General features: G+C 69.2%; 23 protein-coding genes and 1 pseudogene. 14 read left to right on the top strand and 10 right to left on the bottom strand.

The features are described 5' to 3' along the window. Positions 1-102: 102 nt before the first annotated feature. The 3 genes from ABIC21_RS01745 to ABIC21_RS01735 all read right to left on the bottom strand — a co-directional run bounded on the left by ABIC21_RS01745 (position 103) and on the right by ABIC21_RS01735 (position 3,199). Positions 103-1,314 carry an aminotransferase class I/II-fold pyridoxal phosphate-dependent enzyme gene (locus ABIC21_RS01745; RefSeq protein ID WP_354348697.1) on the bottom strand — a complete coding sequence of 404 codons (1,212 nt, stop codon included), beginning with the start codon at positions 1,312-1,314 and terminating at the stop codon, positions 103-105. Positions 1,315-1,544: 230 nt separating this feature from the next. Continuing rightward, positions 1,545-2,069: a hypothetical protein gene (locus tag ABIC21_RS01740; protein WP_354348696.1), complete on the bottom strand. Its 525-nt coding sequence runs from the start codon at positions 2,067-2,069 to the stop codon at positions 1,545-1,547. 188 nt (positions 2,070-2,257) lie between these two features. Beyond that, positions 2,258-3,199 (bottom strand): phosphatase PAP2 family protein, encoded by a 942-nt coding sequence (locus ABIC21_RS01735; protein ID WP_354348695.1) that lies wholly within the window; start codon positions 3,197-3,199, stop codon positions 2,258-2,260. A gap of 102 nt (positions 3,200-3,301) precedes the next feature. On the opposite strand from ABIC21_RS01735, the gene ABIC21_RS01730 reads away from it, so the two are divergent. Beyond that, positions 3,302-4,654 carry a glycoside hydrolase family 32 protein gene (locus tag ABIC21_RS01730; protein WP_354348694.1) on the top strand — a complete coding sequence of 451 codons (1,353 nt, stop codon included), beginning with the start codon at positions 3,302-3,304 and terminating at the stop codon, positions 4,652-4,654. A 56-nt stretch (positions 4,655-4,710) separates the two neighbouring features. Here the strand turns inward: ABIC21_RS01730 and ABIC21_RS01725 are convergent, their stop codons facing one another. Continuing rightward, the gene (locus ABIC21_RS01725; RefSeq protein ID WP_354348693.1) at positions 4,711-5,403 is read right to left on the bottom strand and encodes a DsbA family protein; all 693 of its coding nucleotides are present in this window, start codon (positions 5,401-5,403) and stop codon (positions 4,711-4,713) included. Between the two features lie 214 nt (positions 5,404-5,617). Here ABIC21_RS01725 and ABIC21_RS01720 point away from each other — a divergent pair, with 214 nt between their 5' ends. Then, a complete protein-coding gene (locus ABIC21_RS01720; RefSeq protein WP_354348692.1) occupies positions 5,618-5,959 on the top strand; it encodes a YciI family protein in 342 nt (113 codons plus the stop codon). A 60-nt stretch (positions 5,960-6,019) separates the two neighbouring features. Here ABIC21_RS01720 and ABIC21_RS01715 read toward each other — a convergent pair whose 3' ends face one another. Then, positions 6,020-6,223: a hypothetical protein gene (locus ABIC21_RS01715; protein WP_354348691.1), complete on the bottom strand. Its 204-nt coding sequence runs from the start codon at positions 6,221-6,223 to the stop codon at positions 6,020-6,022. A 141-nt stretch (positions 6,224-6,364) separates the two neighbouring features. Between ABIC21_RS01715 and ABIC21_RS01710 the strand changes: the two genes are divergently transcribed. The 8 genes from ABIC21_RS01710 (at position 6,365) to menD (ending at position 15,782) form a co-directional block, all read left to right on the top strand. Beyond that, complete coding sequence (locus ABIC21_RS01710; protein WP_354348690.1) at positions 6,365-6,892, top strand: DUF6993 domain-containing protein; 528 nt, start codon at positions 6,365-6,367, stop codon at positions 6,890-6,892. Positions 6,893-6,906: 14 nt separating this feature from the next. Then, complete coding sequence (locus ABIC21_RS01705; RefSeq protein WP_502935939.1) at positions 6,907-7,707, top strand: class E sortase; 801 nt, start codon at positions 6,907-6,909, stop codon at positions 7,705-7,707. Between the two features lie 3 nt (positions 7,708-7,710). Further along, positions 7,711-7,866 (top strand): hypothetical protein, encoded by a 156-nt coding sequence (locus ABIC21_RS01700; RefSeq protein ID WP_354348689.1) that lies wholly within the window; start codon positions 7,711-7,713, stop codon positions 7,864-7,866. Between the two features lie 126 nt (positions 7,867-7,992). Continuing rightward, positions 7,993-8,928: an o-succinylbenzoate synthase gene (locus tag ABIC21_RS01695; RefSeq protein WP_502935944.1), complete on the top strand. Its 936-nt coding sequence runs from the start codon at positions 7,993-7,995 to the stop codon at positions 8,926-8,928. Between the two features lie 145 nt (positions 8,929-9,073). After that, on the top strand, positions 9,074-9,529 hold the full coding sequence (locus ABIC21_RS01690; protein ID WP_354348688.1) for a MarR family winged helix-turn-helix transcriptional regulator: 456 nt from the start codon (positions 9,074-9,076) through the stop codon (positions 9,527-9,529). A 244-nt stretch (positions 9,530-9,773) separates the two neighbouring features. Next, complete coding sequence (locus tag ABIC21_RS01685) at positions 9,774-11,855, top strand: PhoX family protein (protein ID WP_354348687.1); 2,082 nt, start codon at positions 9,774-9,776, stop codon at positions 11,853-11,855. A 271-nt stretch (positions 11,856-12,126) separates the two neighbouring features. Continuing rightward, positions 12,127-13,992, top strand: a complete 1,866-nt coding sequence (gene argS / locus ABIC21_RS01680) for an arginine--tRNA ligase (protein WP_354348686.1) — start codon at positions 12,127-12,129, stop codon at positions 13,990-13,992. After that, the gene (gene menD, locus ABIC21_RS01675) at positions 13,989-15,782 is read left to right on the top strand and encodes a 2-succinyl-5-enolpyruvyl-6-hydroxy-3-cyclohexene-1-carboxylic-acid synthase (protein ID WP_354348685.1); all 1,794 of its coding nucleotides are present in this window, start codon (positions 13,989-13,991) and stop codon (positions 15,780-15,782) included. The genes argS and menD overlap by 4 nt, the downstream gene beginning before the upstream one ends. Positions 15,783-15,905: 123 nt before the next feature. On the opposite strand, the gene ABIC21_RS01670 is transcribed toward menD, so the two are convergent. Then, positions 15,906-16,466 (bottom strand): hypothetical protein, encoded by a 561-nt coding sequence (locus ABIC21_RS01670; RefSeq protein ID WP_354348684.1) that lies wholly within the window; start codon positions 16,464-16,466, stop codon positions 15,906-15,908. A gap of 249 nt (positions 16,467-16,715) precedes the next feature. Here ABIC21_RS01670 and ABIC21_RS01665 point away from each other — a divergent pair, with 249 nt between their 5' ends. Continuing rightward, positions 16,716-17,681: a type IV toxin-antitoxin system AbiEi family antitoxin domain-containing protein gene (locus tag ABIC21_RS01665; RefSeq protein ID WP_354348683.1), complete on the top strand. Its 966-nt coding sequence runs from the start codon at positions 16,716-16,718 to the stop codon at positions 17,679-17,681. A 45-nt stretch (positions 17,682-17,726) separates the two neighbouring features. Here ABIC21_RS01665 and ABIC21_RS01660 read toward each other — a convergent pair whose 3' ends face one another. The 4 genes from ABIC21_RS01660 to ABIC21_RS01645 form a co-directional block, all read right to left on the bottom strand. Then, positions 17,727-18,530 (bottom strand): amino acid ABC transporter ATP-binding protein, encoded by an 804-nt coding sequence (locus ABIC21_RS01660; RefSeq protein ID WP_354348682.1) that lies wholly within the window; start codon positions 18,528-18,530, stop codon positions 17,727-17,729. 11 nt (positions 18,531-18,541) lie between these two features. Next, positions 18,542-19,333 carry an amino acid ABC transporter permease gene (locus ABIC21_RS01655; RefSeq protein WP_354348681.1) on the bottom strand — a complete coding sequence of 264 codons (792 nt, stop codon included), beginning with the start codon at positions 19,331-19,333 and terminating at the stop codon, positions 18,542-18,544. A 95-nt stretch (positions 19,334-19,428) separates the two neighbouring features. Beyond that, positions 19,429-20,232, bottom strand: coding sequence for an ABC transporter substrate-binding protein (locus ABIC21_RS01650; protein WP_354348680.1), 804 nt, complete (start codon positions 20,230-20,232; stop codon positions 19,429-19,431). 163 nt (positions 20,233-20,395) lie between these two features. After that, positions 20,396-21,799: an isochorismate synthase gene (locus ABIC21_RS01645; RefSeq protein WP_354348679.1), complete on the bottom strand. Its 1,404-nt coding sequence runs from the start codon at positions 21,797-21,799 to the stop codon at positions 20,396-20,398. Positions 21,800-21,885: 86 nt separating this feature from the next. On the opposite strand from ABIC21_RS01645, the gene ABIC21_RS01640 reads away from it, so the two are divergent. The 3 genes and pseudogenes from ABIC21_RS01640 (at position 21,886) to ABIC21_RS01630 (ending at position 25,274) form a co-directional block, all read left to right on the top strand. Next, a complete protein-coding gene (locus ABIC21_RS01640) occupies positions 21,886-22,674 on the top strand; it encodes a demethylmenaquinone methyltransferase (protein ID WP_354348678.1) in 789 nt (262 codons plus the stop codon). A gap of 12 nt (positions 22,675-22,686) precedes the next feature. Beyond that, positions 22,687-23,964 (top strand): annotated as a pseudogene (locus ABIC21_RS01635) (geranylgeranyl reductase family protein); the annotation flags it as partial. Between the two features lie 209 nt (positions 23,965-24,173). Continuing rightward, positions 24,174-25,274 (top strand): polyprenyl synthetase family protein, encoded by a 1,101-nt coding sequence (locus tag ABIC21_RS01630; protein WP_354348677.1) that lies wholly within the window; start codon positions 24,174-24,176, stop codon positions 25,272-25,274. Positions 25,275-25,761: the final 487 nt, after the last annotated feature.

Genomic DNA, 25,761 nt, shown 5'->3' with positions numbered 1-25,761 from the left:
CGTACATGACCATCTTCTCGGACGGGCGCCTGCCATACGTCCCCAGCGCCGGACATGGCGGCTGGACCTCCGCGAACCTCCTCGCTGTACTGGACGCCCGTGTCAGCGCTGCGGCACTCCGCCGCCCGCGCGCTGGATCGCCGCGGCGAAGACCGGCAGGGCGCGCTGGAGCATGTCCTCGCTCGCGGTGAGCGAGATGCGGAAATAGCCCGGCGTCTCGAACAGCGTGCCCGGCAGCACAAACACGTCCTGGTCTGCGAGGGCGGCGGTGAACTGCTCGTCGTCGTCGGCGGGCGTGCGGACGAACAGGTAGAACGCACCCTCCGGCCGCGTGACCTGGTAGCCCAGGCCGGTCAGCGCCTCCACCAGCAGGTCGCGTTTGCGCTGCAGTTGCCCGACGTCGATCGAGAACTCCTCCAGCCGCGGCAGCGCATACTGCAGCAGGGCGTTGGGGTAGATCCAGCCCATCGCCATCTGCAGCGCGGTGAGCGCCTCCCGCAGCGGGCCGCGGTCCGGCATGGTGGGCGGCAGCGCCAGGTAGCCGATCCGCTGCCCGGGCGCCAGATGGGTTTTGCCGTACGAGTAGGCCAGGAGCGTGTACGGATAGTATTCGGCGGGGCTGTGGAACCGGGCCCCGTCGTAGACGATCCGGTTGTAGGGCTCGTCGGAGAGCAGGTAGACCCGCCGCCCGTTGCTGCGCGAGGCACCCTCCAGCATGTCCGCCAGGTCCTTCAGCAGCGCGGGCGGGTAGATCCGGCCGGTCGGATTGTTGGGCGTGTTGACGATCACCACCCGGGTCCGCGGCGTGATGGCCGCCCCCAAAGCCGCGAGGTCGACGTCGAACGTCCCGGCGTCGCAGCGGATCTTGACCGGCACCAGCCCGGCCTCGAGCACCAGCGGCTCATAGAAAAACCAGGGCGGCAGGGTGAAGATGACCTCGTCGCCGGGGTCGGCGACGGCCTTCAGCGCCAGCGGGATCGCGGTGAAGCCGCCCGTGGTGAGGTGGATGTCCGCGGGCTCGAACGGCATCCCGAGCAGCCGCTGCAGGGACGCCGCCGCCGCGGCTTGCGCCTCCGGCTCGTTGGTTTTGTACGCAAACCACCGCTCGTTCCGGGGTGTCAGCGCATCCGCCAGGGCCTCGACGTAGGCGGCCTGCGGCATCTGGTGCGGGTTGCCGAGTGCCAGGTCGCAGATCCCCGGCACGTGCTGGCGCCTTGCGTAGACGGAGTCGCGGAGGAAGGTATTGATCCGCTGCTGCGACGGGACGGACGCGAGGGTGGTGGCGCGCCGTGAAACCGGAGAATCAGTGCTCATGACAGTCCCTCGAGGCGTGGCGGCTTGACCATATGGAACGGACGGCCCCAGCGCTGTCCGGGGCCGGTGGCTGTGCGGGAATAATTGTGGCCCCCGGCGGGCCGGATGTAAACGTCAGCGTTCGACTTCGCTTGACTTCGGACGTTGTCGCGACGGGTCCACCGGGGATGGTGAACCCGTCACGCCTTTTTCTTTCACAGAGCGGCCAAACGCTGCCCGGGATGGAGCAGTTACGAAAGTGCCCGGCAGACATCCGTGACTTGGCCCGGACCATCGGGGTTGAACCCTCGACCTGGAACTTCAAAGCCGTCTGCGTCGAGGGCAAAATCGAAGTTGCCCACCACAAGGAAAATTCCAGGCGTCTCGGTTGTGCCGATCTGATTGATCAAGATGTTGCGTCCCTTCACTTCCACTTCGGTGATCTTTTCGCCACTAACCACCACGTCACGCTCGAAACGCGTGCCCGTAATGACGTAACTGACCGTTTTGCCGTTGGCGGACAGCGTGATGCGCTGGCCGGGAGAAGTGATAGTTCGTTGCCCATCGGGCTTTGTGATCAACTTCGTCTTGCCGGTCACGGTGTAGGCGACGACGTCGTCGAAATTACAGAAGTTTTCCAACGTACCGCCGCCGCCGGCATCGCTTGGTGGTGCTCCGTTGGCATTGCTTGGTGGTGCTGCGTTGGCAGCGGCTACGGGACCCGCAGCCGCAACAAGCCCGGCCACGAGTACTGCGGGAATCAGCCTGCGGTTCATTTTGAGCTCCTTGCAGTTTGGTACTTGCTTTACCAGAAGCCGCTTTGGAAAACCTTGCGGTGCGGCGGCACTCACAGTAACTTCCCCTACCCTGCAAAAACCTTGAGCCGCAGGTCACAGCCATGAGCATTGGGCATGTGACCGCCAGTGCACTTACTTGTGCAACAACAGCGGCTGGCCGGCACCGGTCAGCGGCGGGGAGTGCTCCGCCGTCGTGCGGCATGCCCGAACAGCCAGACACCGGTGACCGTGGCGAGGTAGCCGGCGATGACGATCAGCGCGGTCCCGGCCCAGAAATAGTAGGTGGTGCTGCCTTCCAGGCCCGTGCCCGCGGCGACGCCCAGCAGCGAAAAGGCGGCCACGGCCGCGGCGGCGAGCCCGGCCAGCAGCGGCAGCGCCAGCCACAGCCGCGCGGAGGCCCAGTGCTGGCCGTAGCCGTCCCAGACGTTCCAGCGCGGCCCCTTGCGGATGATCAGCCAGCCCGCCGGGAGCATAAACACGGCCACGACGAGGAAGGCCGCGACGACGTCGGCGGGCCGGTGCCACTGGTTGATCAGCGTGGACACCCCGGTGGCGACGGCGAAGCTGCCGCCCAGGAAACCGGCGAGCGGGCGCCAGCGCGGGGAGACCATCAGGAACACCGCCGCCGCGGCCGACGCCGCGAGGGTGGTGTGGCCGGAGGGCAGCGAGTTCAGCTCCAGGGTCTCGACGCCGCGGTAGGGCCGGTCGGGGACGATGACCTTCAGGAGCTGGGTGGCCATGTTGGCGCCGATGCAGGCCGCCACGGCGATCCCCGCGGCGGTCCAGCGCCGCTTCAGCACGGTGACGATGAGGACCACAACGGTGGAGATCAGCAGGGACAGGGCGGGCAGCGAGTCGAGGAGCTTGTTGGCGGCCTTGCCGGCGGTGCCGTGGATCTCGACCGCCTCCACGAGGGCCGATTCGTCGATGAACTGGCCCGTCGTGGTGCGGACGAAGAAGTAGTAGGTCCCGGCCAGCGCGGCCATGCTGACGAGGGTGGCCAGCAGGAACAGGAACCCGGTGCCCCGGCCCTGGCGGCCGGCGTCGCCTGCGGGCGTGCCCGGGGCGCGCCGGGACGGCGGCTGCGGGTACTCCGAAGCCGGCTGCATGCTGGTCTGTTCCTGCCGAAAATTCATCCGTCTCAGGTTCCCACACAACCCTGCGAAGTTTCTGAGGGCGCCCGCTGCCGGCGCGCGGGTAGTGTTTTGGCCATGGACACCGCCGCGCCGCATCCGGACCCCGCCTTCCCCCGCTTCCACCCGAGGCCTGCGCAGGGCTGGATCAACGATCCTAACGGCCTGAGCTACGCGGACGGCCGCTACCACGTGTTCTTCCAGCACAACCCGGACTCGGCGCGGCACCAGGGCATCTGCTGGGGGCACCTGAGCTCGGCCGACCTGGTCCACTGGGACGAGGAACCGGTGGCCCTCCGGCCCCAGCCCGGCGGGCCGGATTCGCTGGGCTGCTGGTCGGGTGTGGTGACCGACGACGGCGGCGTCCCCACCGCCGCGTATTCCGGCGTCGACACCGTGGGCGGCCACTCCCGCGTGGTCCTGGCCCGTGCCGACGCGGCCCTGCGCACCTGGACCCAGGACGGGCACGTCGCGGCCGAGGTCCCCCCGGACCCGCAGGTCACCGCCGTCCGCGACCCGTTCCTCTTCAGCTTCCAGGGCCGCCGTTTCGCCCTGCAGGGCGCCGGGCTCGCCTCCGGCCACGCCGCCGTGCTGCTGTACAGCGTCGAGGACCTCCGGCACTGGAAGTACGAGGGGATCTGGTTCAGCTCCGAGGACCCGCTCGCCGCCCGGCACCTGCCCGCGGAGATCTGGGAGTGCCCGCAGCTGGTCCGGGTGCCGGATTCCTCCGGCGCCGAGACCTGGGTGCTGATGGCGTCGCTGTGGCTCCCGGCCGACGAGCACGACCACCCCAACGGCGTCGGCTACCTCCTGGGCTCGCTGGCCGCGAACCCCGACGGGCTCCCGGTGTTCGTGCCGGCGTCGGGCGGGAAAGCGGACCTGGGGCGGGAGTTCTACGCCCCGCAGCTCCTCGCGCTGCCGGACCGGGCGCTGCTCTGGGGCTGGTCCGGTGAAATCGAGGATGCCGAGGGCCGTCCCGGACGCAGCCAGGCGGACACGGACGACGCCGGCTGGGCCGGGATCCTGACGTTCCCCCGCCAGCTGTCCGTGCACGGCGGGGTCCTCGCCGTCGAGCCCGCCCCCGAACTCCGCGCCTACCGCGGCGCCCGGCTGCACCGCGGCGCGGCGGGGACCGTGGCGCTGCCGGCGGAGGCGGAGGTTCGGGTGGCCGGGGGAGAGGGCACGCTGCGGCTGGTCCTCGCCTCGGCGGGGCAGCGGCGGACCGTGTTCGCCGACACCGTCGCCGGCGGCGACGAGCTGCGGATCTTCCTCGACGCGTCGATCGTGGAGGTCTACCGGCACGGCTCCGTGCCCACGACCTTGCGCGCCTACCCCGGCCCGGGCGAGGAGTGGCAGCTCGAGCTGCCGCACGGCGCCGCCGCCGACGTCTGGGAGCTCCGGCACCCGGAGCGGCCGGAATCCATCGTGTAGCACCGGACCGGACCGGGCCGGGCCCAGGACCTGGCTCGTGCTGTCCGGTCACGGGCCTATTTTGCGGCTTCGGTGAGTTTCTGGCGGAATTCCGCCTCGCTGTTGAGGACGAGCTTTTCGCCGTTGAGGAAGAACGTGGGTGTCCCGGTCACTCCCAGGGCTGTGCCGTCGGTGACGTCTTGGCGGATCCGGTCCCTGGTTGCCTCATCCGTCACGGCGGCGTCATAGGCAGCCAGGTCCAGCCCGAGATCCTGGGCGAAGGTCCTGAAGAGGACAGCTTGCGAGTCCTGCTTTTCGCCCCACTGGGGCTGGGTTTCGAATAACTTCGCGGCCATCTGTTCGTACTTGCCCTGCGCGGCTGCGGCTTCGACGGCGAGTGCCGCGGTTCCGGAGTTCCGGTGTCCGGGGAGCGGGAAGTAGCGGTGGACGAACGTGATCCTCTCGCCGTATTCCTGCTTCAGCTCCTGCACGAGCGGCTCGGCGGCGCGGCATGATTCGCACTCGAAGTCCAGGAACTCGACCAGCTGCGCCTTCTCCGTGGACGGAGATGTCACGCGGTGGCTGTCCTCCCGGACGAGCTGTGCGTCCGCGGCAGAAGGCGGCGGTGTCGGTGTGGGTTTGGTGGCGGTGAAGACGGCGTACCAGATGACGCCAGCGGCGATGATGACTCCGAGCAGGATCCAGATCACCAGGCGGGCCGTCTTGGCCGGGTCGTTGGGGGCGGGCGCTTTTGTCAGGGTCTGTGTCATCAGTTGCGGATGCATTTCTGGTCGCTGCGGGCGGGCGGGGTGTACGGACTTAGCCGTGTCGTGGTGGCACGGCAAGGGTAACAACTTTCGGTGCCGTGATTGGCGCGGTCGTGCCAGGTACGTCCCGTCCGGGGCCGCCGGGATCCTTGCGCGGCGCGATGGCATCGGCGAGGATGAACGCGATCACCCGTGCTGCGAAGAAGGAGTCGACGCGATGACCAAGTATCTGATCTCGTTTCCGAGTGCCGCCATGGTCTTCCCCGAGGAAGAGCTGCAGGCCGTGTCGGATGCGGCGCACGCGGTGGTTCAGGAGGCGAAGGACGCCGGCGTCTGGGTGTTCGGCGGCGGCATTGATGAGAGTGTCCCGCCGGTCATGGTTGAGGGCGATGGGACCGTGCGCGAGGGCACATATCCGCAGACGGCGCAGCTCGAAGGCGGCTACTCGGTGCTGGAGCTGCCCTCGTACGAGGCGGCCCTGGAGTGGGCCGCGAAGATCGCGGTTGCCTGCCGTTGCGCGCAGGAGGTGCGCGCCTTCCAATACGACCCCGCCAGCTAGGCCGCGGCTGGGTGATCGTCAGAACGCCGCCAGAGAGCGATCGAATCCACAGGTCATCGTCTAGATGTACGGATTGGAGGGGGCCACGCCGTCAATGCCGTCGTCGGCCGGACGGTCGCCCGCAGACAAACGTCGAAACCACTTGGCGCCGCGGCGGTCATATTTTCCGCATTTCGTGCAATGCCGGAGCAAGGCACCGTCCGGGTCCGCCTGGGCCAACCAGTGATGCCCCAGGTTCACCTTGCAGAGCAGCGTCGTGAGCATGATGCGTCCCGTCCTAGGGGCCAGGCTGTGGCGCTCAGACCCGCACCACAGCTGCTTGCATTCTACCGCCGGGCGCGTCCGTGAGCGGAGTATGGGCACGTCTTGCCGGGGCGCCGGTGCCGGTATGAAAGGATGATCCCGATGACTTCCCGCGACCCCGCCCCGCTCCGCCGCGCACTCGGCCTCCGGTTTAGTGGCCGCGTGTACGTGGGCCTAGCGGCGGCGGTTCTGCCGTTGCTGATCGCGATGGCGGCGTGCTCCGCCCCTGCACCGACGGTGTCGTCCAGCTCAGCCGGTTCGGTGAGCGCGGCGCCCTCACCTGCGGCGGCTGTCCCGTCCGAAGCCCCCTCTGCTGCTGCCCCGCCGTCGGCTGTGCCGTCCTCCGTTTCCGCTGCCGTGGAGGCGGCCCTGCAGACGCTGGTAGCTTCCTCGCCGCAGCCCAGCACGGCGCAAATCCGCGAGACCCTCTCCGCGGCTGGGTTCGCCCCGGCCGCCGTCGAGGTTTCCGCGTCCCGCACCCCCACCGGACTGGCCGCCGACGCCGTCGACGTCGGGGTGCTGGGCGAGGGCGAATGTGTTATGGCGCAGCTCCGGTCCGGAACTGTGGCGACGTCGGTCTTGCCGGTTCTTCCGAACGGGCGATGCTTTATTGGCAGCGTCCAGCGGTAATCAACAGGAGTGGCATGTCGAACGTACTGAACCGCCGCGCCGTCGTCGCGCAGGAAACCCGCCGCACCCGACGCGGGCGCTCGCTGATGGCCGTCCAGGTGGCCGGGGAGCTGCTGATCACGCTCGGCGTGATTGCCGGCCTCTTCGTGGCCTGGCAGCTGTGGTGGACCAACGTCGAAGCGGACGCGGCCCAGGGGGCTGCCGTGAAGCAATTCGTCCAGGAGCACCAGGCGCCCATTCCGGCTGACCCGTCCGCCGCAGCGCCCGCACCTGCCGCCCCTGCGGACCCCGCGGCCACGCCGGTCGGCACCGCGCCGGCCCACGGGGCGGCGATCGGCGTCATCTACATTCCCCGTTTCGGGGCCAACTACAGCCGGCCGATCATCGAGGGCACCAGCAGCGATGTCATCGATACCCTCGGCCTGGGCCGCTATGCCGGAACGGCGATGCCCGGGGCTGTGGGGAACTTCGTGATGGCGGGCCACCGGCAGACGCACGGCGCGGTCCTGGACAACATCCACACGCTGGTGCCGGGCGACAAAATCTACGTCCAGACGGCCGACGGCTTCTACACCTACGTTTTCCGGAACCAGGAGATAGTCCTGCCGGACCGGACGGACGTGATCCTGCCGGTGCCGACCCAGCCCGGCGCCGTGCCGGACCAGCGGCTGCTGACCATGACCAGCTGCAATCCGCGCTTCGGGTCCGAGGAGCGCATCATCGCCTACTCGGTGTTCGACTCCTGGCAGCCGCTCAGCGCCGGGCCCCCGGCGGCCATCGCACAGCAGCTCGCCGCGCTGCAGGGAAAGGCGTAGACCATGTACCTTTGGCTTTTCCGGCATCTTCCCGGGCCCCTCTGGCTGCGGATCCTGCTCTCGGCCGCCCTCCTTGCCGGGGCGCTGGTTCTGCTGGTCGACGTGGTCTTCCCCTGGCTGGCCGACATCACCAACCTGACCGACGCGACGGTGGGCTGACCGGTGCCCGCGAACCCGGCCCTGCCGCCGTCGTCGGCCTCCCTGCCCTCGTCCGGCCGCCCCGGCGCCGCCGCGCTGCCCTCGCTGGAGGAACTCCTCGCCGGCGCGCACGTGGTGAGCCTGCCGATGCGGGTGAAGTTCCGCGGCATCCTGCAGCGCGAGGCCCTGCTGCTGGACGGCCCGCTGGGCTGGGGCGAGTTCTGCCCCTTCCCGGAGTACGGCGACCCGGAGGCCTCCCGCTGGCTCGCCGCCGCCATCGAGGCCGGCTGGCAGGGCTTCCCCGAGCCGCTGCGCCCGCTGATTCCCGTCAACGCCACGGTCCCTGCCGTCGCCGCTGACCGGGTCCCGGAGATCCTGGCCCGCTTCGGCCGGGTGGACGCCGTCAAGATCAAGGTGGCCGAGCCCGGGCAGAGTCTCGACGACGACGCCGCCCGGGTCGCCGCGGTCCGTTCGGCGCTTCCGGACGCCGCGATCCGGGTGGACGCGAACGGCGGCTGGGACGTCCCGGCCGCCGTCGCGGCACTGACCCGGCTGGCCGCCGTCGGGCTCGAATACGCCGAACAGCCGGTGCCGGACATCGCCGGCCTCGCCGAGGTCCGCCGCCGGCTGCGCGCCGCCGGTGTCCCGGTGCTGATCGCTGCGGACGAAAGCGTGCGCAAGGAGGACGACCCGCTCAAGGTGGCCCGCGCCGGCGCCGCGGACCTGATCGTCGTGAAGGTGGCGCCGCTTGGGGGAGTGCGGCGCGCCCTGGACATCGTGGCGCAGGCCGGGCTCCCCGCCGTCGTCAGCTCCGCGCTGGACACCTCGGTGGGGATCCGCGCCGGTCTGGCGCTCGCCGCCGCGCTGCCGGAACTGCCGTTCGCCTGCGGGCTGGGGACCGTGTCGCTGCTCGCCGCCGATGTTACCCGGGACTCTTTGGTGCCCGACGACGGCGCCATCCGGGTCCGCGAGGTGGCCGCCGATCCGGGCTTGCTGGCGGAACACGCGGCCGCGCCGGAGCGCCGCGAGTGGTGGCTGGAGCGCCTGCGCCGGGTCCATGGGGTGCTCGCTGCCGAGCGGTGACGGACGCGGGGGCGGGTAAAGTGGTGCGGTGCGCGGCGACGTGGTCGCGAAAGCAAGCTTTGGATCGGAAAATTTGTAAATGTACATCCTGAAGCCCGGGCAAGTTGACGACACTGCTCTTGCACGGCCGGAGAAGGGCGCTGAAATGACTCACAAGGACGGGCTGCTCCGCATCGTGCAGGGCCTGCGACGGGTCGACACCGGGACCTACGCGCTCCGCATCCGGCTGGCCGAAAAGCTGGGAATCGGCACCATCGACATCAACGCGATGGCCTTTGTGGGCGAGGTGGACGGGCTCACCCCCAAGGACCTCGGCAAGGCCCTGAACATCACCACCGGATCAGTCACCGCCATGGTGGACCGGCTCGAAGCCAAGGGCTTTATGGTGCGCAAGCCCAACCCCACGGACCGGCGCAGCGTGCTGCTGCACCTGAGCCCGGAAGGGACCGACGCGATGCAGTGGGCCAACGACCACTTCGCTGCCGCGGCCGCCGCCCTGCTCCAGGCATCCTCCGAAGACAGCATCACCGACATCGCCGAATTCCTCGAGGGCATCGGCCAGCGGCTGATGGCCGCCGCCACGGATCCGGAAGCGGGCTAGGCCACTTCTTCTCCCGGACGATCCCTCACGTCCGGCGGGTTTCGGGTCGACGCTCCCTCAGGTCTGGCGGGTTTCGGGGCGACGCTCCCTCAGGTCTGGCGGGTTTCGGGCCGACGCTCCCGCAGGTTCGGCGGGTTCAGTGTGACGCTCCGAGTTCACCTGGACTTCATGTGAGAGTCGACTCCGCGTAGTCCGCGGCTGGAACGGTGGGGAGGCACCCCAATCCACCGTGGAAGGTCTCTCCATGTCTGTTTCCTCCGGACGCAAGTTCTCCCTGCTCCCCATGCTTGGCCACACCAAAGGCAAGCGCAGCGCCGTCACCTGCGCGCTGAAGTGCGACAACGCCTGCACCGGCGAGGTCTGCAACACCAGCTCGAACAGCTACTTCCGCGACATCGCCTCCGCGACCATGTCCCGCCGCGCCGCCCTGGGCTTCGGCGCCGCCGGTGCCCTCGCCGTCGCGTTCGGTTCTGCCCTGACCTCGCCCGAGTCCGCGGTGGCCGGCGGTCCCGGACTGTCCCCGGCAGCCAAGAACGGCTACGGCGCGTCCAAGCTCAAGTTCACCGCCATCGCCCCGGTGGATGCCGCCGTCGACGCCTTCACGGTTCCGGAGGGCTTCACCTGGCAGCCCGTGATCCGCTGGGGTGACCCGATCTTCAACGACGCCCCGGACTTCGACCTTGGCAACCAGACCGCGGCCGCGCAGGCACGGCAGTTCGGCTACAACAACGACTACACCGACATCCTCGAGATCCCCGGCAGCAAGGGCCGCCGCGCGGTGCTCTTCGCCAACCACGAATACACCAACGAGACCATCATGTTCCCGGCCTCGATGCCCACCGCCGACGTCCGGAAGGTCGGCGCCGCCGCGCACGGGCTCACCGTCGTCGAGCTGGAACGCAAGAACAAGAACACGCCGTGGAGCTACGTCAAGGGCGCCGGCCTGAACCGCCGCTACCTGAACAACACGGCGTATGAGCTCACCGGTCCCGTAGCCGGGTCCGCCCTGGTTAAGACCAAGGACGACCCGTCCGGGCGCCGCATCCTCGGCACGCTGGGCAACTGCGCCGGCGGCACCACACCCTGGGGCACCATCCTCTCGGGCGAGGAGAACTTCAACGGGTACTTCGTCGCGCCCGGCACGTCGGACGAGGACAAGCGCTACGGGCTGACCAACAAGCCCACGGCGCGGCAGTGGGAACTCGACGACCCGCGCTTCGACACCCGCACGCAGGGCTACGAAAACGAGGCCAACCGCTTCGGCTGGATCGTGGAAGTGGACCCCTTCGACCCGACGTCGACCCCGAAGAAGCACTCATCGCTGGGCCGCTTCAAGCACGAGGGCGCCAACGTGATCGTGGCCGAGTCCGGCAAAGTGGTGGCCTACTCCGGCGACGACGAGCGCTTCGACTACCTTTACAAGTTCGTCTCGAGGGACGAGTACATCGAGGGCGACCGCAAGCACAACATGACGCTGCTCTCCGCCGGAGACCTCTACGTGGCCCGCTTCACCGGCAGCTCCCCGGCCTTCGAGATCACCGGCACCGGGAAGGTCCCGGCCGACGGCGGCTTCGACGGCACCGGCGAATGGCTGCCGCTCGTCGTCGGCGGGGTGTCCCATGTGCCCGACATGTCGGTTGAGGAAGTGCTGGTGTACACCCGCGTCGCCGCCGACAAGGTGGGCCCGACCAAGATGGACCGCTGCGAGGACGTGGAGCCCAGCCTGCACACCGGCAAGGTCTACGTCGCCTGCACCAACAACTCGGACCGCGGCAAGATCGGCAAGGAAGGCGCCACCGAGGTCAACCCCCGCAACGCCAACCGCGACGGCCACATCGTGGAAATTACCGAGACCGGCGACCAGACCTCCACGGCGTTCACCTGGAACCTGCTGATGGTCTGCGGGGATCCCGCGTCCGGGGACGTGACCTACTTCTCCGGCTTCCCGGTGGACCAGGTCTCGCCCATCTCCTGCCCGGACAACCTCGCGTTCGACTCGGTCGGCAACCTCTGGATCTCCACCGACGGCGCCCCGTCCGGCATCGGCAAGGCCGACGGGCTGTTCAAGGTCACGCTCGACGGCGCCGAGCGCGGCCGCGTGGAGCAGTTCCTCGCCGTCCCGCGCGACGGCGAAACCTGCGGGCCGATCATCCGCGACGAGGAACGCACCGTGTTCGTCTCCGTTCAGCACCCGGGCGAGGACGGCACCTTCGACGCGCAGCTGTCCTTCTTCCCGGACTACGTTCCGGCAGGCACGACGCCGGCCCGGGGCCAGGCCCGCGCCCCCCGCCCCTCGGTGGTCCAGGTCTTCCGCACGGACGCCTGACCCCTTCCTTCCCGACGCTCCCTCACGTTTGGCAGGTTCCGGGCCGACGCTCCCTCACGTTTGGCAGGTTCCGGGCCGACGCTCCCTCACGTTCCGCAGCTCCACGGCGGGATGTGCGGGAGCGTCTGTCGTTTGACCGCCGGATGTGCGGGAGCGTCGGTCGTTTCACCGCCTGAGGTGCGGGAGCGTCTGCCGTTAGACGGTCAGACGTGCGGGAGCGCCGGGGTGCGGGGGAACTGATAATTTGAACAGTGTGAATAATCCCGCCGAAATGGTTGTCCCCAGAGTCCAGGCAGCAATTGCCAGCGCGTTCGGCGAAGAGTACCGCGGCACGGATCCCGTGGTCCGGCCCTCGCAGTTCGCGGACATCCAGATCAACGCCGCCATGGCACTGGCCAAGAAGGTCGGCATGCCGCCGCGGGACGCCGCCGCACGCATCGTCGAGGCCCTGGACCTGGACGGGATCTGCAGCGCCGTCGAGATCTCCGGACCCGGCTTCATCAACCTCACCTTCGACGGCACCTGGATCGAAGAGCTGCTCAATGCCGAGTCTCCCGGCACCCCGGCCCTGCCGGCGGCGGAAGCCCAGCGCGTCGTCGTCGACTATTCCTCCCCGAACGTCGCGAAGGAAATGCACGTCGGCCACCTGCGCACCACGGTGGTGGGCGACAGCCTCGTGAAGGTGTTCGAGGCGCTGGGCGACACCGTGATCCGGCAGAACCACATCGGCGACTGGGGCACCCCGTTCGGCATGCTGATCGAGCACTGGCTGGAGATCGGCGAGGACTCCCCGGAGGCGGCCCTGCTGGTCGATGACCCCAGCGCGTTCTACCAGGCCGCCCGCGCCAAGTTCGACGCTTCCGCCTCCGACGAGGACGGGTTCGCCACCCGCGCGCGGCTCCGGGTGGTGGCGCTGCAGGGCGGCGACGCGGAGACCTTCGCCGTCTGGCAGCGGCTCGTGGCCCAGTCCAAACGCTACTTCAACGCCATCTACTCGATGCTGGGCATCAGCCTCACCGATGACCACATCGCCGGCGAAAGCTCCTACGACGCCCATTTGGCACAGCTGTGCCACGAACTCGAGGAGCGCGGGATCGCCCGCATCAGCGACGGCGCCCTCTGCACATTCCCGGCCGGCTTCACGGGTCGCGACGGCGAACCCATGCCGCTGATCATCCGCAAGTCCGACGGCGGCTACGGCTACGGCACCACGGACCTCGCCACCATCCGGTACCGGGTCCGCGAGCTCGAGGCCAACCGCGTCCTGTACGTTGTGGGCGCGCCGCAGAACATGCACCTGCGCATGGTCATGGCCACGGCCCGCGACGCCGGCTGGCTGCCGGAGACGGTGGAGGCCGTGCACGTGCAGATCGGCAACGTGCTGGGGGAGGACGGGAAGATCCTGAAGTCCCGCTCCGGCGCCCCGGTCAAGCTGATGGCCCTGCTGGAGGAGGCCGTGGACCGCGCCCGCGCCGTCATCGACGCCAGCCGGCCCGAGCTCACCGAGTCCGAACGCGCCGTGACCGCCCGGCAGGTGGGCATCGGCGCGGTCAAGTACGCCGACCTCTCCGTGGGGCACGACACCGAGTACGTCTTCGACTTCGACCGGATGCTCGCCCTGAGCGGCAACACCGGGCCCTACGTGCAGTACGCCGCCGCCCGGATCCGCTCGATCCTGCGCAAGGCCGGGGTGCTGGAGCGGTACACCGCGCTGGGGGCTGCGGGGACGGGTGTCGCTTTCGGTGACGCCGGCGGGCCGGGGACAACCGGGGTGACGGGGATCGACGGCGGCACGCCGGCGGCAACAGGGGTGACCGAAGCTGCCGGGACCGACAGTGACGGCGGCACGCCGGCGACGCCGATCGCCGTCGTCGAACCCGCCGAACGCGCCCTGGCCCTGCACCTGCTCGAATACGGCGCCACGCTGCACAAGGTGCGCGAGGCGCTGGAGCCGCACCGGCTGTGCACGTACCTGTTCGAACTCGCGCAGCTCTTCACGTCCTTCTACGACCAGTGCCCGGTGCTGAAGTCCGAGGACTCGGTCCGGGAATCGCGGCTCGCCCTGTGCGCCCTGGTGCTGCGCCGGCTGTCCGAGGGCCTGGACCTGCTCGGCATCGAGACGCCGGAGAACATGTGAGCTCGGAGGAGCTGAGCGCGCTGGATGCCGCGCGGATCGCCGTCGCGGCCCTGCTGCTCGAGGGGGTCCGCTACGTGGTGGTGGCGCCGGGCTCGCGCTCCGCGCCGATGGCCTACGCCCTGGCCGAGGCCGACGCCGCCGGCCGGGTCGAGCTGCTGGTCCGGATCGACGAGCGCGACGCCGGCTTCACCGCCCTGGGCCTGGCCCTCGCCACGGGTGCGCCCGCGGCCGTGCTCACCACCTCCGGGACCGCCGTCGGCAATCTGCTGCCGGCCGTGATGGAGGCCAACCACGCCGCCGTCCCGCTCGTGGTGATCTCGGCCGACCGCCCGGAGGAACTCCGCGGGACCGGCGCCAACCAGACCACGGTGCAGCTGGACCTCTTCGGTGAGCATGTCCGTTTCGCCGCGGACGTTCCCGCCGGCAGCGACCCGCGGCGCGCCGTTGAGACCGCGCTCAGCGCCGCCACCGGCGCCTTCGAGGACACCCCGCCCGGGCCCGTGCAGCTCAACCTGGCCTTCCGCGACCCCCTCGTGCCCGCCCCCGGCGACCGGCTGCCGCCCGAGTCCGGCCGCCGCGTGTACCGCGCGCCCCGCGGCCCGCTGGCCCTCGATTTCCCGCCCGCCTCGACCGGGTTGCCGGAGCGGCGCACCGTGGTGCTGGCAGGGCACGACGCCGGCCCGGTCGCCGAGGCATTCGCCCGCGCGCACGGGCTGCCGCTCCTGGCCGAGCCGTCCTCCAACGCACGGTTCGGGCCCAACGCGGTGGGACCGTACCGGATTGTCCTGGACGCGTTCGGCCCGGAGTCCGCGCAACCGATCGAGCGCGTGGTGCTCTTCGGCCGGCCCACCCTGTCCCGGCCTGTGAGCGCCCTGCTGGCCCGCGCCGACGTCCCCTCGGCCCTGTACCAGCCGGTTCCCGTGGCCTGGTACGAGCCCGGCCGGCGCACTGAACTCCCGCTCGACAACCTGGGCGACCTCGCCGACTTCGCCGGCCGGGGCTCCGCGGCCTGGCTCGATGCCTGGCTCCTGGCCGGGGCCGCCGCGCAGCACGCCGTCGACGTGGTGCTTGCCGGGCCTGCCGCCACGGGGCCCGCCGCGACCGGACCTGCCGGGACGGAACCTGCTGGCGCGGGACCCGCGGCGACCGGACATGCCGCCACCGGCCCCGCAGCGACCGGACCTGCCGTCGGCGCCCTGGTCTGGGAACACACCCGCGGGCAGCTCGTGCTGGGCTCCTCCAACGGCATCCGCGACGTCGACCTCGCCGGCACGCCCGCCCCAGAGCCGGCCGCCGTCGTCTTCGCCAACCGGGGCCTCTCCGGCATCGACGGGACCCTCGCCACCGCCGCCGGCATTGCCATCGGCGGCCGGCAGGAAACCACGGTGCTGCTGGGCGACGTGACCTTCCTGCACGACGCCGGCGGGCTGCTGCTCGGCGCGGGGGAGGAGGAGCCCACTCTGCGGATCGTGGTCCTCAACGACGCCGGCGGCGCCATCTTCGGGCTGCTGGAGCACGGCACCGTCGAGGCCGCGGGCCGCTACGGAACCGCCGTCGAACGCCTCTTCGGCACCCCGCACAGTGTGGACCTTGGAGCACTCGCGGCGGCCTACGGCGTCGCGCACCGCTCGGTCAGCACGACGGCGGAGCTCGCGGCGGCGCTGGCGGAGCCGTGGGAGGGCCGAAGCATCATCGAGGTGCACACGGACCGGCACGGGCTGCGTGAACTGCACGAGCGCATCCGGGCCGCCGTGGGCGACGCCGTGGCCGGGGTCCTCGCCGCGCAGTAGCCCGGGAGTTAGCCTCCCGCGTTTCCGCTGCGGTTTCGGACGAGGGCGGCGCGGATCCGCGGCGCGTCTGTCCGAAAACGCCGCGGATGCGCTGCTTGCGTGGCGGTGATGGCACGCAGCGCCTCAGCGGTGGATGAGGTGGCCCCAGTCCAAGGCCTCGCCCAGAGACCGGTCGCTGAAGCCCGGGTGGGCCTGACGAAGGTGGCCCATGTCGGCCTCTGAGTTCCGGGGTCCGACCCCCATTCGGAGGCCCTCGTCGATCAGGGCGTCGGCCCGGGCGACCGCCCCGGCGATCTGCATGCGCGAGTACAGGTCCCCTAGGGCTTCGCCGAGATTGATCCGGCCGAGGCCAAGCTGGCTGACGTGCCCGGAGTAGCGGCGGTTGAAGTAGTGGATGGCGAACACCGCGTTGCTGAGGTCCAGCTCGCGGACCTCGGCGACCATCTTCTCCTCGCGGACCAGGACTCCAAGCTGGGCCTCATAGATCCGGTCAAGCGCTTCGTCGAGTTCAGCCTCGTAGCGCTCACGAGGGAAGCCCGGGACAGTGTCCTGTATCCGCTCAAGCGCATCCTCCAGGTAATCCCTGCCCTCCACGATCCAGCCTGCGTGATACATGGCGGCCGAGCGCAACCGCGACTCCCGCTCCTCCGGTGACTCCTCTGGGCGCTGATCCTTCGAGCTCACGCGTTCTCCGATCTGTGGGTTTGGTCTCTCTCCGGGCCATACCGTCCGGAAACGAGACCAGCATCTACCGAAAACTGCCCAAGCGGAAGCGGTGGCGGCGGGCCGGAAATTTCCGCTGCGGTTTCGGACCACGGCGGCGCGGATCCGCGGCGCGCCCGTCCGAAAACGCCGCGAAAACGCCGCGTGTGTTTTCCACATCCGGACGCCGGGCTGTTGTTCGGGCTCTGAGGCGCGGGCCAGTATCGGTGCATGGACCTGCCTGCCCTGATTCTTAGCAGCGACCTCGCGCGTCTCGGCCGCGACTCGCGTGCGCTTGCCCGGCAAGCCGAGGCCGGGGAGCTCAGGCGCATCCGCCAGGGTGTGTATGTCCGGACCGAGGCCTGGGATGCACTGCAGCACTGGGAACGGTACCCGCTGCTGATCCATGCCGCGGCATCCACACTGCGGAGCCGGACCGTTTTCTGCTGGCAGTCGGCCGCCGCCCTTTCAGCCATCCCAGTGCTCGGAACGAGGCACCCAGTTCACGCGTGCACGTCCGACGCCGGCGGGGGCCGCTCAAGGGCGGGGGTGCGGCGGCACTTCGCCGATCCGCAATCCCTCCAGGTCGAGGAACACCAGGGCCTGCTGGTCACGGCCCGGGCCCGGACTGTGCTGGACCTGGCCGCCTTCGGATCCTTCGAACAGGCTGTGACAGCCGTCGACCACGTACTGCGGCCCGCACGCAATGGCCCGCCCGTGCTGAACCTGGAGTTGCTCGAAGCCGGCATCAGCGGAATCTACACGGCTGCCGCAACCCGCAGGATCGTCACCGCGCTTGAGTTCGGCGACCCGGCGTCGGGTTCTCCGGGGGAATCAGTGAGCCGGGCGATGATGCATCGGCTGGGATTCAAGGCGCCAGTGCTCCAGTACGAGATTCGGGATGCCCGGGGCCGTGTCGGCATCACGGACTTCGAGTGGCCGGAGGAGGGCCTGTCCGGCGAATTCGATGGCCTGGTGAAATACCGGGACGAGGCCTATCTGAAGGGGCGGACGTCGTCGGATGTTGTGATCGAGGAAAAGGTTCGTGAGGATCGGATTCGGGCCACCGGGCGACGGGTCATCCGATGGACCTGGTCGGAGCTCGCGAGCTTGGAGAGGTTCGCGGCTTTCCTCGATGCGAAAGGCGTCCCACGAATTCGCTACGGAAACGGACAGCCGCCACGTGGATCCACGTAGCGGCTGTCTGAAATCGGCGCGGAAATCGCGCGCCGCGGCGCGGACCTACTCCGCGATGTCGATGTGCGTCGGGTCGAGGACGCGGCGGAGGAATTCCTTGGTGCGGGCGTGGGCGGGGGCGCTGATGACCTTCTCGGCCGCGCCTTCCTCCACGACGACGCCGCCGTCCATGAAGACCACGCGGTCGGCGACTTCGCGGGCGAAGCCCATCTCGTGGGTCACCACCAGCATGGTCATGCCTTCCCGGGCCAGGTTGCGCATGACCGACAGGACGTCGCCCACGGTCTCCGGGTCCAGGGCCGAGGTGGGCTCGTCGAAGAGCATCAGCTCAGGGTCCATGCTCAGCGCGCGCGCGATGGCAACCCGCTGCTGCTGGCCGCCGGAGAGCTGGTCCGGGAAGCGGTCGGCCAGGTGTTCCAGGCCTACGCGCTCGAGGTTCTTCATGGCTGCGGCCGAGGCATCGGCCTGGCTGCGCTTGAGCACCTTGGTCTGCGCGATGGTGCAGTTCTGCAGCGCGCTGAGGTGCGGGAAGAGGTTGAACTGCTGGAAGACCATGCCCACCTTGCGGCGCATCCTGTCGATGTCCACATCCGGGTCGGTGGATTCAAAACCGCCGACGTGGATGGTGCCCTGGTTCGGCTGCTCCAGCAGGTTCACGCAGCGCAGCAGGGTGGACTTGCCCGAGCCCGAGGGCCCGATCAGGCACACGACCTCGCCGGGGGCAACCTCAAGGTCGATGCCCTTGAGGACCTCGTTGGAGCCGTAGGACTTCCGCAGGTCCTTGATGGAGACTCCGGCGGCGTGGACGGTGCCGCTGGGGCCGGGGGCGTTCTGTACGACGTCGTTCATGACTGTCCTGCCTATCGCTTCGTCCGCGCGGAGCGGCTTTCGAACTTCCGTGCCAAGAGGCTCAGCGGGATGGTGATCACCAAGTAGAAGGCGCCGGCGACCAGGAGCGGGGTCAGGCCCGCGCCGAGGCTGGAGATGCCGTCGCGGCCGAACTTCGTGAGCTCGTACTGCGAGGCGGTGAGGCCCAGCACGTAGATCAGCGAGGAGTCCTTGGTCAGCAGGATGACCTCGTTGGTCAGCGGCGGCAGGACGATCCGGAAGGCCTGCGGGATGACGATGGAGATCATGGCCCGCCACTGCGGCATGCCGAGTGACCGGGCGGCCTCCATCTGTCCTTTCGGCACGGCCTGCAGTCCGGCGCGCAGGGTTTCGGCGATGTAGGCCGCGGCCACCATGCCGAGCGAGACCATGGCCACCACGGTCACGTTCCAGGAGACACCGAAGGCCAGCGGCACGCCGTAGCCGAACGCGATGAACACCAGCAGGGCCGGGATGCCGCGGAAGAACTCGATGTAGCCTGTGGCCAGCCAGCGGTACAGCGGGAACGAGGAGAGCTTCATGAGGGCCAGCAGCAGGCCGCCGGTCAGGCCCACGATGAAGCCGAGGGTGGTGTAGATCAGGGTGTTCTTGAGGCCCACCAGGATGATGTCCGGGAACATCGGGCCGATCTTGGCGAAGTTGAAGACGCTCTTGCTGATGGTCTCCCAGTCCGTGGCCACGATCAGGGCGATCATGGCCACCACAAAGATTCCGGCCTGGACGTACAGGCTGACTCTGGCTCGTTGACGTGCGGTCATTGCCATGGTGTTCTCACATTCGTTTTGCGCAGTTGAGGCCCCGTACGGACTGTCGTTTCAGTGGTACGGGGCCTCAACTGTGTCGGTCTCAGGCCGGGGTGCTACTTGGCGGCTTCGCCGAACCAGGTGGTCTCGAACTTGGTCAGGGTGCCGTCGTCGGTGAGGCGCTTGAGCGTGCCGTTGACCTGGGTGGCCATCGCGGTGTTGCCCTTCTTGATGGCGATGCCGAGCTGTTCACCGGTGGTGAAGTTCTCCACGCGCTTGAACTTGGGGTCGTCCTTCACGGCGTAGGCGAGGACGGACTGGTTGCCCAGGGCGGCGTCAATGGTGCCGGCCTGCAGGGCCTGGACCAGGAGGCCGGTGTCCTCGAACTGCTGCGCGTCGAGGCCCTTTTCCTGGGCGAACTTGGCGCCGGTGGTGGCCTGCTGGACGCCGACCTTCTTGCCCTTGGCGCTGTCGAGGTTCGTGATCCCGGAATCCTCGCTGGCCACCAAGGTCAGGTCGTCGTCCATGTACGGGCTGGAGAAGTCCATGACCGACTTGCGGGTGTCCGTGATGGAGACGGAGGAGATGGAGATGTCGCACTGGGTCAGCGCGGTGCCGGTCTCGATAGCCTCGAAGGAGCTGTCCACAACGCTGAGTTCGGCCTTCATGTCCTTGGCCACCTCGGCGGCGATGTCCATGTCGAAGCCGACGATCTTGCCGTCCTTCTGGAATTCGAACGGCTCGTAGGGCACGTCCGAGCAGACGGTCAGCTTGCCAGCGTTGATGAGCTGGATGCCGCCTTCGGAGGTGGCTGCGGGGGTGGAGCTGCCGCCGCAGGCCGTGAGCGTGAGGGCGCCGACGGCGAGGATTGCGGCTGCCTTGGCGGCCACCTTGGCCGTGGCGAGGGACTTGAGCTGCATGGTTTTTTACCTCTTGTTGCAGGAGCAGACGTGACTTAGTCGGCTTATAGTGTAACGCCGAAAACGAGATGTGCATCACAGGAAACTTAGTTTCACTATTGGATAACTATTGTCGACACTAGTGCAAGCCCCCGCGGGCCCGAAGTGTCTCCTATCCCGGACTCTAGCTACTGATGCCCAGGGACTCCAGCATCGGCCGGAACTTCGCCCAGGTTTCGGCGAGCTCGGCTTCCGGCACGGAGCCCTCGACGACGCCGCAGCCGGCGTACAGCCGCACGGTTTCCGGGGACTCAATGACGGCGCCGCGCAGCGCGATGCCCCATTCCCCGTTGCCGGCCGCGTCGAGCCAGCCGACCGGACCGGCGTACGGCCCGCGGTCCAAGTGCTCCAGCTTGCGGATCAGCGCGCCCGCCACCGTGGTCGGTGTGCCGCAGACCGCCGCCGTGGGGTGCAGGGCATTGATCAGCGCGAGGCAGGTGGGCACATGGCCTTCGATTTCGGCCAGCTCCGCCTTCACATCCGAGGCGAGGTGCCAGACGTTGGGCAGCTCCAGGATGAACGGTTCGCTGTGCGCGTTCATCGCCTCCGAGAAAGGCGCCAGCTGCGTGGTCAGTGACTGGATGGCGATGTCGTGTTCGTGCCGCTGCTTTTCGGATCCGGCCAGCACGCGCTCGGCGAACTCCAGCGGCGAGCCGTCCATGCCGTCGGCGTCGCGGCGGTCCAGGGTGCCGGCCAGGACGCGGGCCTGCGCGGTGCGGCCCTCCACCTGAATCAGCATCTCCGGGGTGGCGCCCACCAGCCCGTCCACGCCGTAGGTCCAGCATTCGCGGTACCGGACCGCGAGCTGGCGGAGGATCTCGGCGGCGTTCACTCCGGCCGGAACGGTGGCCACGATGTCGCGGGCCAGCACCAGCTTCTCCAGCGCCCCGGTGCGGATCTCCGCCACGCCCGCGGCCACGGCGGCCATCCAGTCTTCTTCGCTCAGCGACCCGGTGTGCAGCGTCGCCCCGGCAGCCAGCGGCAGGGGACGCACGACGGCGCCGCCCGCCGGCGCGGGGACGGAACCGGCGGTGCCGTCCCCGGCGGGGCGGGTTGCCGACGTCGGGCTGGCAACCAGGGAGCGGTCCGTACCGCTCCCGCCGCCCAGCCAGCGGTCCAGCGCCGCGCGGGCGCCCGCTGCGGTGAGGTCGCCGTCGTCGAACGTCATCTGGGTGAGCCAGGCCTTGCCGTCACGCAGCCCGACGACGATTTCGGGCACGATCAGCCGCGACTCGTGCGCTGAGGCCTTGGAGAAGGCGAAGGAGCCGAAGGCGACGGGACCGGTGCCGGGCCAGTCGACGGGGTCGTCGATGTCGGCCTCGATGACCAGGTGGCGCCACCAGATGTCCGCCTCGAGGAAACGCTCGGGGCCCGTGGCCGTGAACCGGGCCACCTCGCCGAAGCCGACCAGGCCGGCTTCGCGGCGGGTCCAGCAGAGGAGGTCGTCCCGGACCAGAAACGACGGCAGCCCCCCGGGGAATGATTCTGCATCGAGGGGGACTGTCAAGGTTCGGAACGCGCTCGTCATAGTGACACCACACTACTCCCGCGCCGCCGGGGGCCCCGCTCAGGGCGTGGTTAGGGTGTGTGCTGATCATTTGAGACAATGTCAGGGTGAACCGAGCATCCTTGGATAAGCGTCCGGACGAAGTAGCCACGATGTTTGACGACGTCGCCCCCAAATACGACGTCGTCAACGATGTCCTGTCCATGGGGCAGACGCGCCGTTGGCGCAAGGTCGTGGTGGAAGCCATGGATGTGAAGCCCGGCCAGCGGGTGCTCGATCTCGCCGCCGGCACGGGTACCTCCAGCGAACCGTATGCCGATGCCGGCATAGATGTGATCGCCTGCGACTTCTCGCTGGGCATGCTCAAGGTCGGCAAGCGCCGCCGCCCCGACATCGACTTCATCGCCGGCGACGCCACGCGCCTGCCCTTCGCGGACAACACCTTCGATGCCAGCACCATCTCCTTCGGGCTGCGCAACGTCAACGAGCCGAAGAAGGCCCTGGCCGAGATGCTCCGGGTCACCAAGCCCGGCGGCAAGCTGGTCATCGCCGAGTTCTCCCAGCCCGTGGTGCCGCTGTGGCGCACCATGTACACCGAATACCTCATGCGCGCCCTGCCCGCGATCGCCGTCAAGGTCTCCTCCAACCCGGACGCCTACGTCTACCTCGCCGAGTCCATCCGCGCCTGGCCGGACCAGGACCACCTCGCGGCCTGGTTGCAGGAAGCCGGCTGGGACAACGTCTCCTACCGCAACCTCAGCGGCGGCATCGTCGCCGTGCACCGCGCCGTCAAGCCCGGCGCCGAGTCCGGCCCGTCCGCGGCCGCCGCGGCGCTGGCCGCCCACACCGGACCGGTGGCGAAGCTGCGCCGCAACATCGCCCGGCCCGCGCGTTAGTCCATCGCAGCCGTGAAAGTACTGATCGTCGGAGCAGGTCCGGCCGGATCCACTGCCGCCTACTACCTGGCGCAGGCGGGCATCGACGTCACGGTGCTGGAGAAAACCAGTTTCCCCCGCGAAAAGGTCTGCGGCGACGGCCTCACGCCCCGCGCCGTCCGCGAGATCCAGAAGCTTGGCCTGCCGCACCCCGAAAGTGACGGCTGGCGCCGCAACAAGGGCCTGCGCCTGCTGGCCGGCGGCCGCAGCATCGAACTTCCCTGGCCCGAGGTCTCCGACTTCCCGCAGTACGGCCTGATCCGTACCCGCCTGGGCTTCGACGAGGAGCTGGCCCTTCACGCCCGGTCCGCGGGTGCCGTCGTGCTGGAACGCCACAGCGTCACCGAGGCACTGCGCTCCGACGACGGCCGGGTCACCGGGGTCCGCGCCGCCCTGCTTGACGAATCCGGCCGCAAGACGGGGGAGAGCCGGGACTTCAGCGCCGACGTCGTCCTCGCCGCGGACGGGAACTCCACCCGCACCGCCGTGTCGCTTGGCATCCGGAAGCGCGACGACCGCCCGCTCGGCGTCGCCGTCCGCACCTACTTCACCTCACCGCGGCACGACGACGACTGGATGGAAGGCTGGCTGGAGCTCCCCGGCCGCGACGGAAAGCTGCTGCCCGGCTACGGCTGGGTGTTCGGCGTCGGCGACGGCACCTCCAACGTGGGCCTCGGCATCCTGAACTCGTCCAAGGAATTCGGCAAGCTGGACTACAAGCAGGTCCTGCGCGAATGGACCGCCGGCATGCCCGCCGACTGGGGCTTCACGCCGGAGAACCAGGTGGGCGAGATCCGCGGTGCCGCGCTGCCCATGGGCTTCAACCGCACCCCGCACTACTCGCCCGGGCTGATGCTGCTCGGCGACGCCGGCGGCATGGTCTCCCCGTTCAACGGCGAGGGCATCTCCTACGCGATGGAGTCCGCCCGTTTCGCGGCCGAGTTCATCATCGACGGCGCCGCGCGCTCGGCGTCCGCCGGGTGGACCGAGGACGACGCCGACGCGCACCTTTCGCGGTACGCGGACTACGTGCGGGACCAGTGGGGTTCGCACTTCACCCTGGGCCGGGCCTTCGCCGCGCTGATCGGCAAGCCGGCCGTGATGAAACTGGCCCTCCGGACGGGCATGCCCATCCCTGTCCTCATGCGGTTCGTGGTGCGGCTCCTGGCCAACCTGACCGACCCCGCGGCCAAGGGCTTCGAGGACCGCGTCATCCGGGTGCTGGAATCGCTGGTTCCCGCGACGTCCAACCAGGCCCAGCCCCGGACCCCGTCCAAGCAGGCTCCGCCCACTGAGGCACCGTCCAAGCAGGCACCGTCCAAGCAGGCTCCGTCCAAGCAGGCTCCGCCCACTCAGGCCCCGCCCCGCCAGGCCCCGCCCAAGCAGGACCCGCGCAACGACGCGTCGTCTCAGTCCGGGACCAACTCCGAGGTTTCCGCATCAAAAGTTAGGGTTAACCCGTGACCAACTCTGCAGACCAAAGCTGGACGCACGCCGGACACGGCCTGCCGAGCTCTGAGCCCAGCCTCAACACCACCGCCATCGCCACCGGATTGCAGCTGCCGGCAGGCTTTGCCGCGATCGCCGGTGACCCCGAACTCGGGCCCGCGATCACCACCAATCTGGCCCGCGTGGAGAAAAAGCTCCGCGAAGCCATTGCTAACTCCGATCCGCTAGCTGACGCGACGTCGCGCCACCTGGTGGAAGCCGGCGGCAAGCGCATCCGGCCGTTGTTGACCCTGCTCTGCGCCCACCTGGGCGACGCCTCCCGGCCCGCCGTGGTGCAGGCCGCCGTCGTCGTCGAACTGACCCACCTGGCGACGCTGTACCACGACGACGTGATGGACTCCGCGCCGTTCCGCCGCGGCGCCCCCACGGCGCACGAGGTCTGGGGCAACTCCGTTGCGGTCCTGACCGGCGACCTGATCTTTGCCCGCGCCTCGATCCTGGTTTCCGAGCTCGGTTCCCGCGCGCTCGGCATCCAGGCCCGCACCTTTGAGCGGCTCTGCCTCGGCCAGCTGCATGAAACCGTGGGCCCGCGCCCGGACGAGGACCCGGTGGAGCACTACCTCTCGGTCATCGCGGACAAGACGGGCTCGCTGGTGGCTGCCTCCGGCCAGCTCGGCGCGATCTTCTCCGGCGCCGACGAAGCATATGAGCCGATGCTGGTCGAGTACGGCGAAAAGGTGGGCGTGGCCTTCCAGCTCGCCGACGACGTCATTGACGTCACCGGCGTGAAGGTCAAGTCCGGCAAGTCCCCGGGCACCGACCTGCGCGAGGGTGTGCCGACGCTGCCCGTGCTGCTGCTGCGCAAGAAGGCCGAGAACGGCGACCAGTCCGCCGTCGAACTCCTGAAGCTCATCGACGGCGACCTGAGCTCCGACGAGGCCCTCGCCGCCGCCGTCGCCGGCCTGCGGGAACACCCCGTGACGGCGGAGTCCTGGGTGGTGGCCCGGGCCTGGGCCAACGAGGCCATTGCCGCCCTCGCGCCGCTGCCCGAAGGTGTGGTGAAGGACTCGCTGTCCAACTTCGCGCTGGCCGTGGTGGACCGCGCCAGCTGAGTTTGGCCCTGGGTTCGCCGGCTTAAACGGAATGGCCCCGGTTCCTGCAACGTTTCGAGTCACACGTTGCGTCGAACCGGGGCCATTTCTCCGTTCGCATCAGGTCCACCGGAGGCATTTGATGAACCCATGAATGAGCATATGACAGAAATGTCACGCTGTCTAGGGTGTCTGTAAATTCACTGTCACAGGCATTCCTGGCCTGCCCTGACGCCCCAGCGCGGGACCCCGCAGATGCGGCCAGGCGTTGCGGGGGCACTTTGAGCCGCCGCAGGCCCTTCCTCGGCCTAATTCCTCAGCATCGTCGCGTGAAAGTGCCCCTCGACCGTGCCCGGCTGCGCGTCCGGAGGCCACTGCCAGGCCATTCGCCCGCCGTTGCCCGGCACATCCCGCGGCTTCCGGCGTCGAAATGCCTTGTCGCCGGCTCATCCTGCGGCTTCCGGTGTCGAAATGCCCTGTGGCCGTGGTTTCTCTGACCTGGGCCGGG

Origin of the sequence: Pseudarthrobacter sp. PvP090 (genome assembly GCF_040547365.1) — a bacterium.
GTDB lineage: Bacteria > Actinomycetota > Actinomycetes > Actinomycetales > Micrococcaceae > Arthrobacter.
Note: the sequence above shows the minus strand (reverse complement) of the source record. Positions and strands in the feature narration are given on the sequence as shown.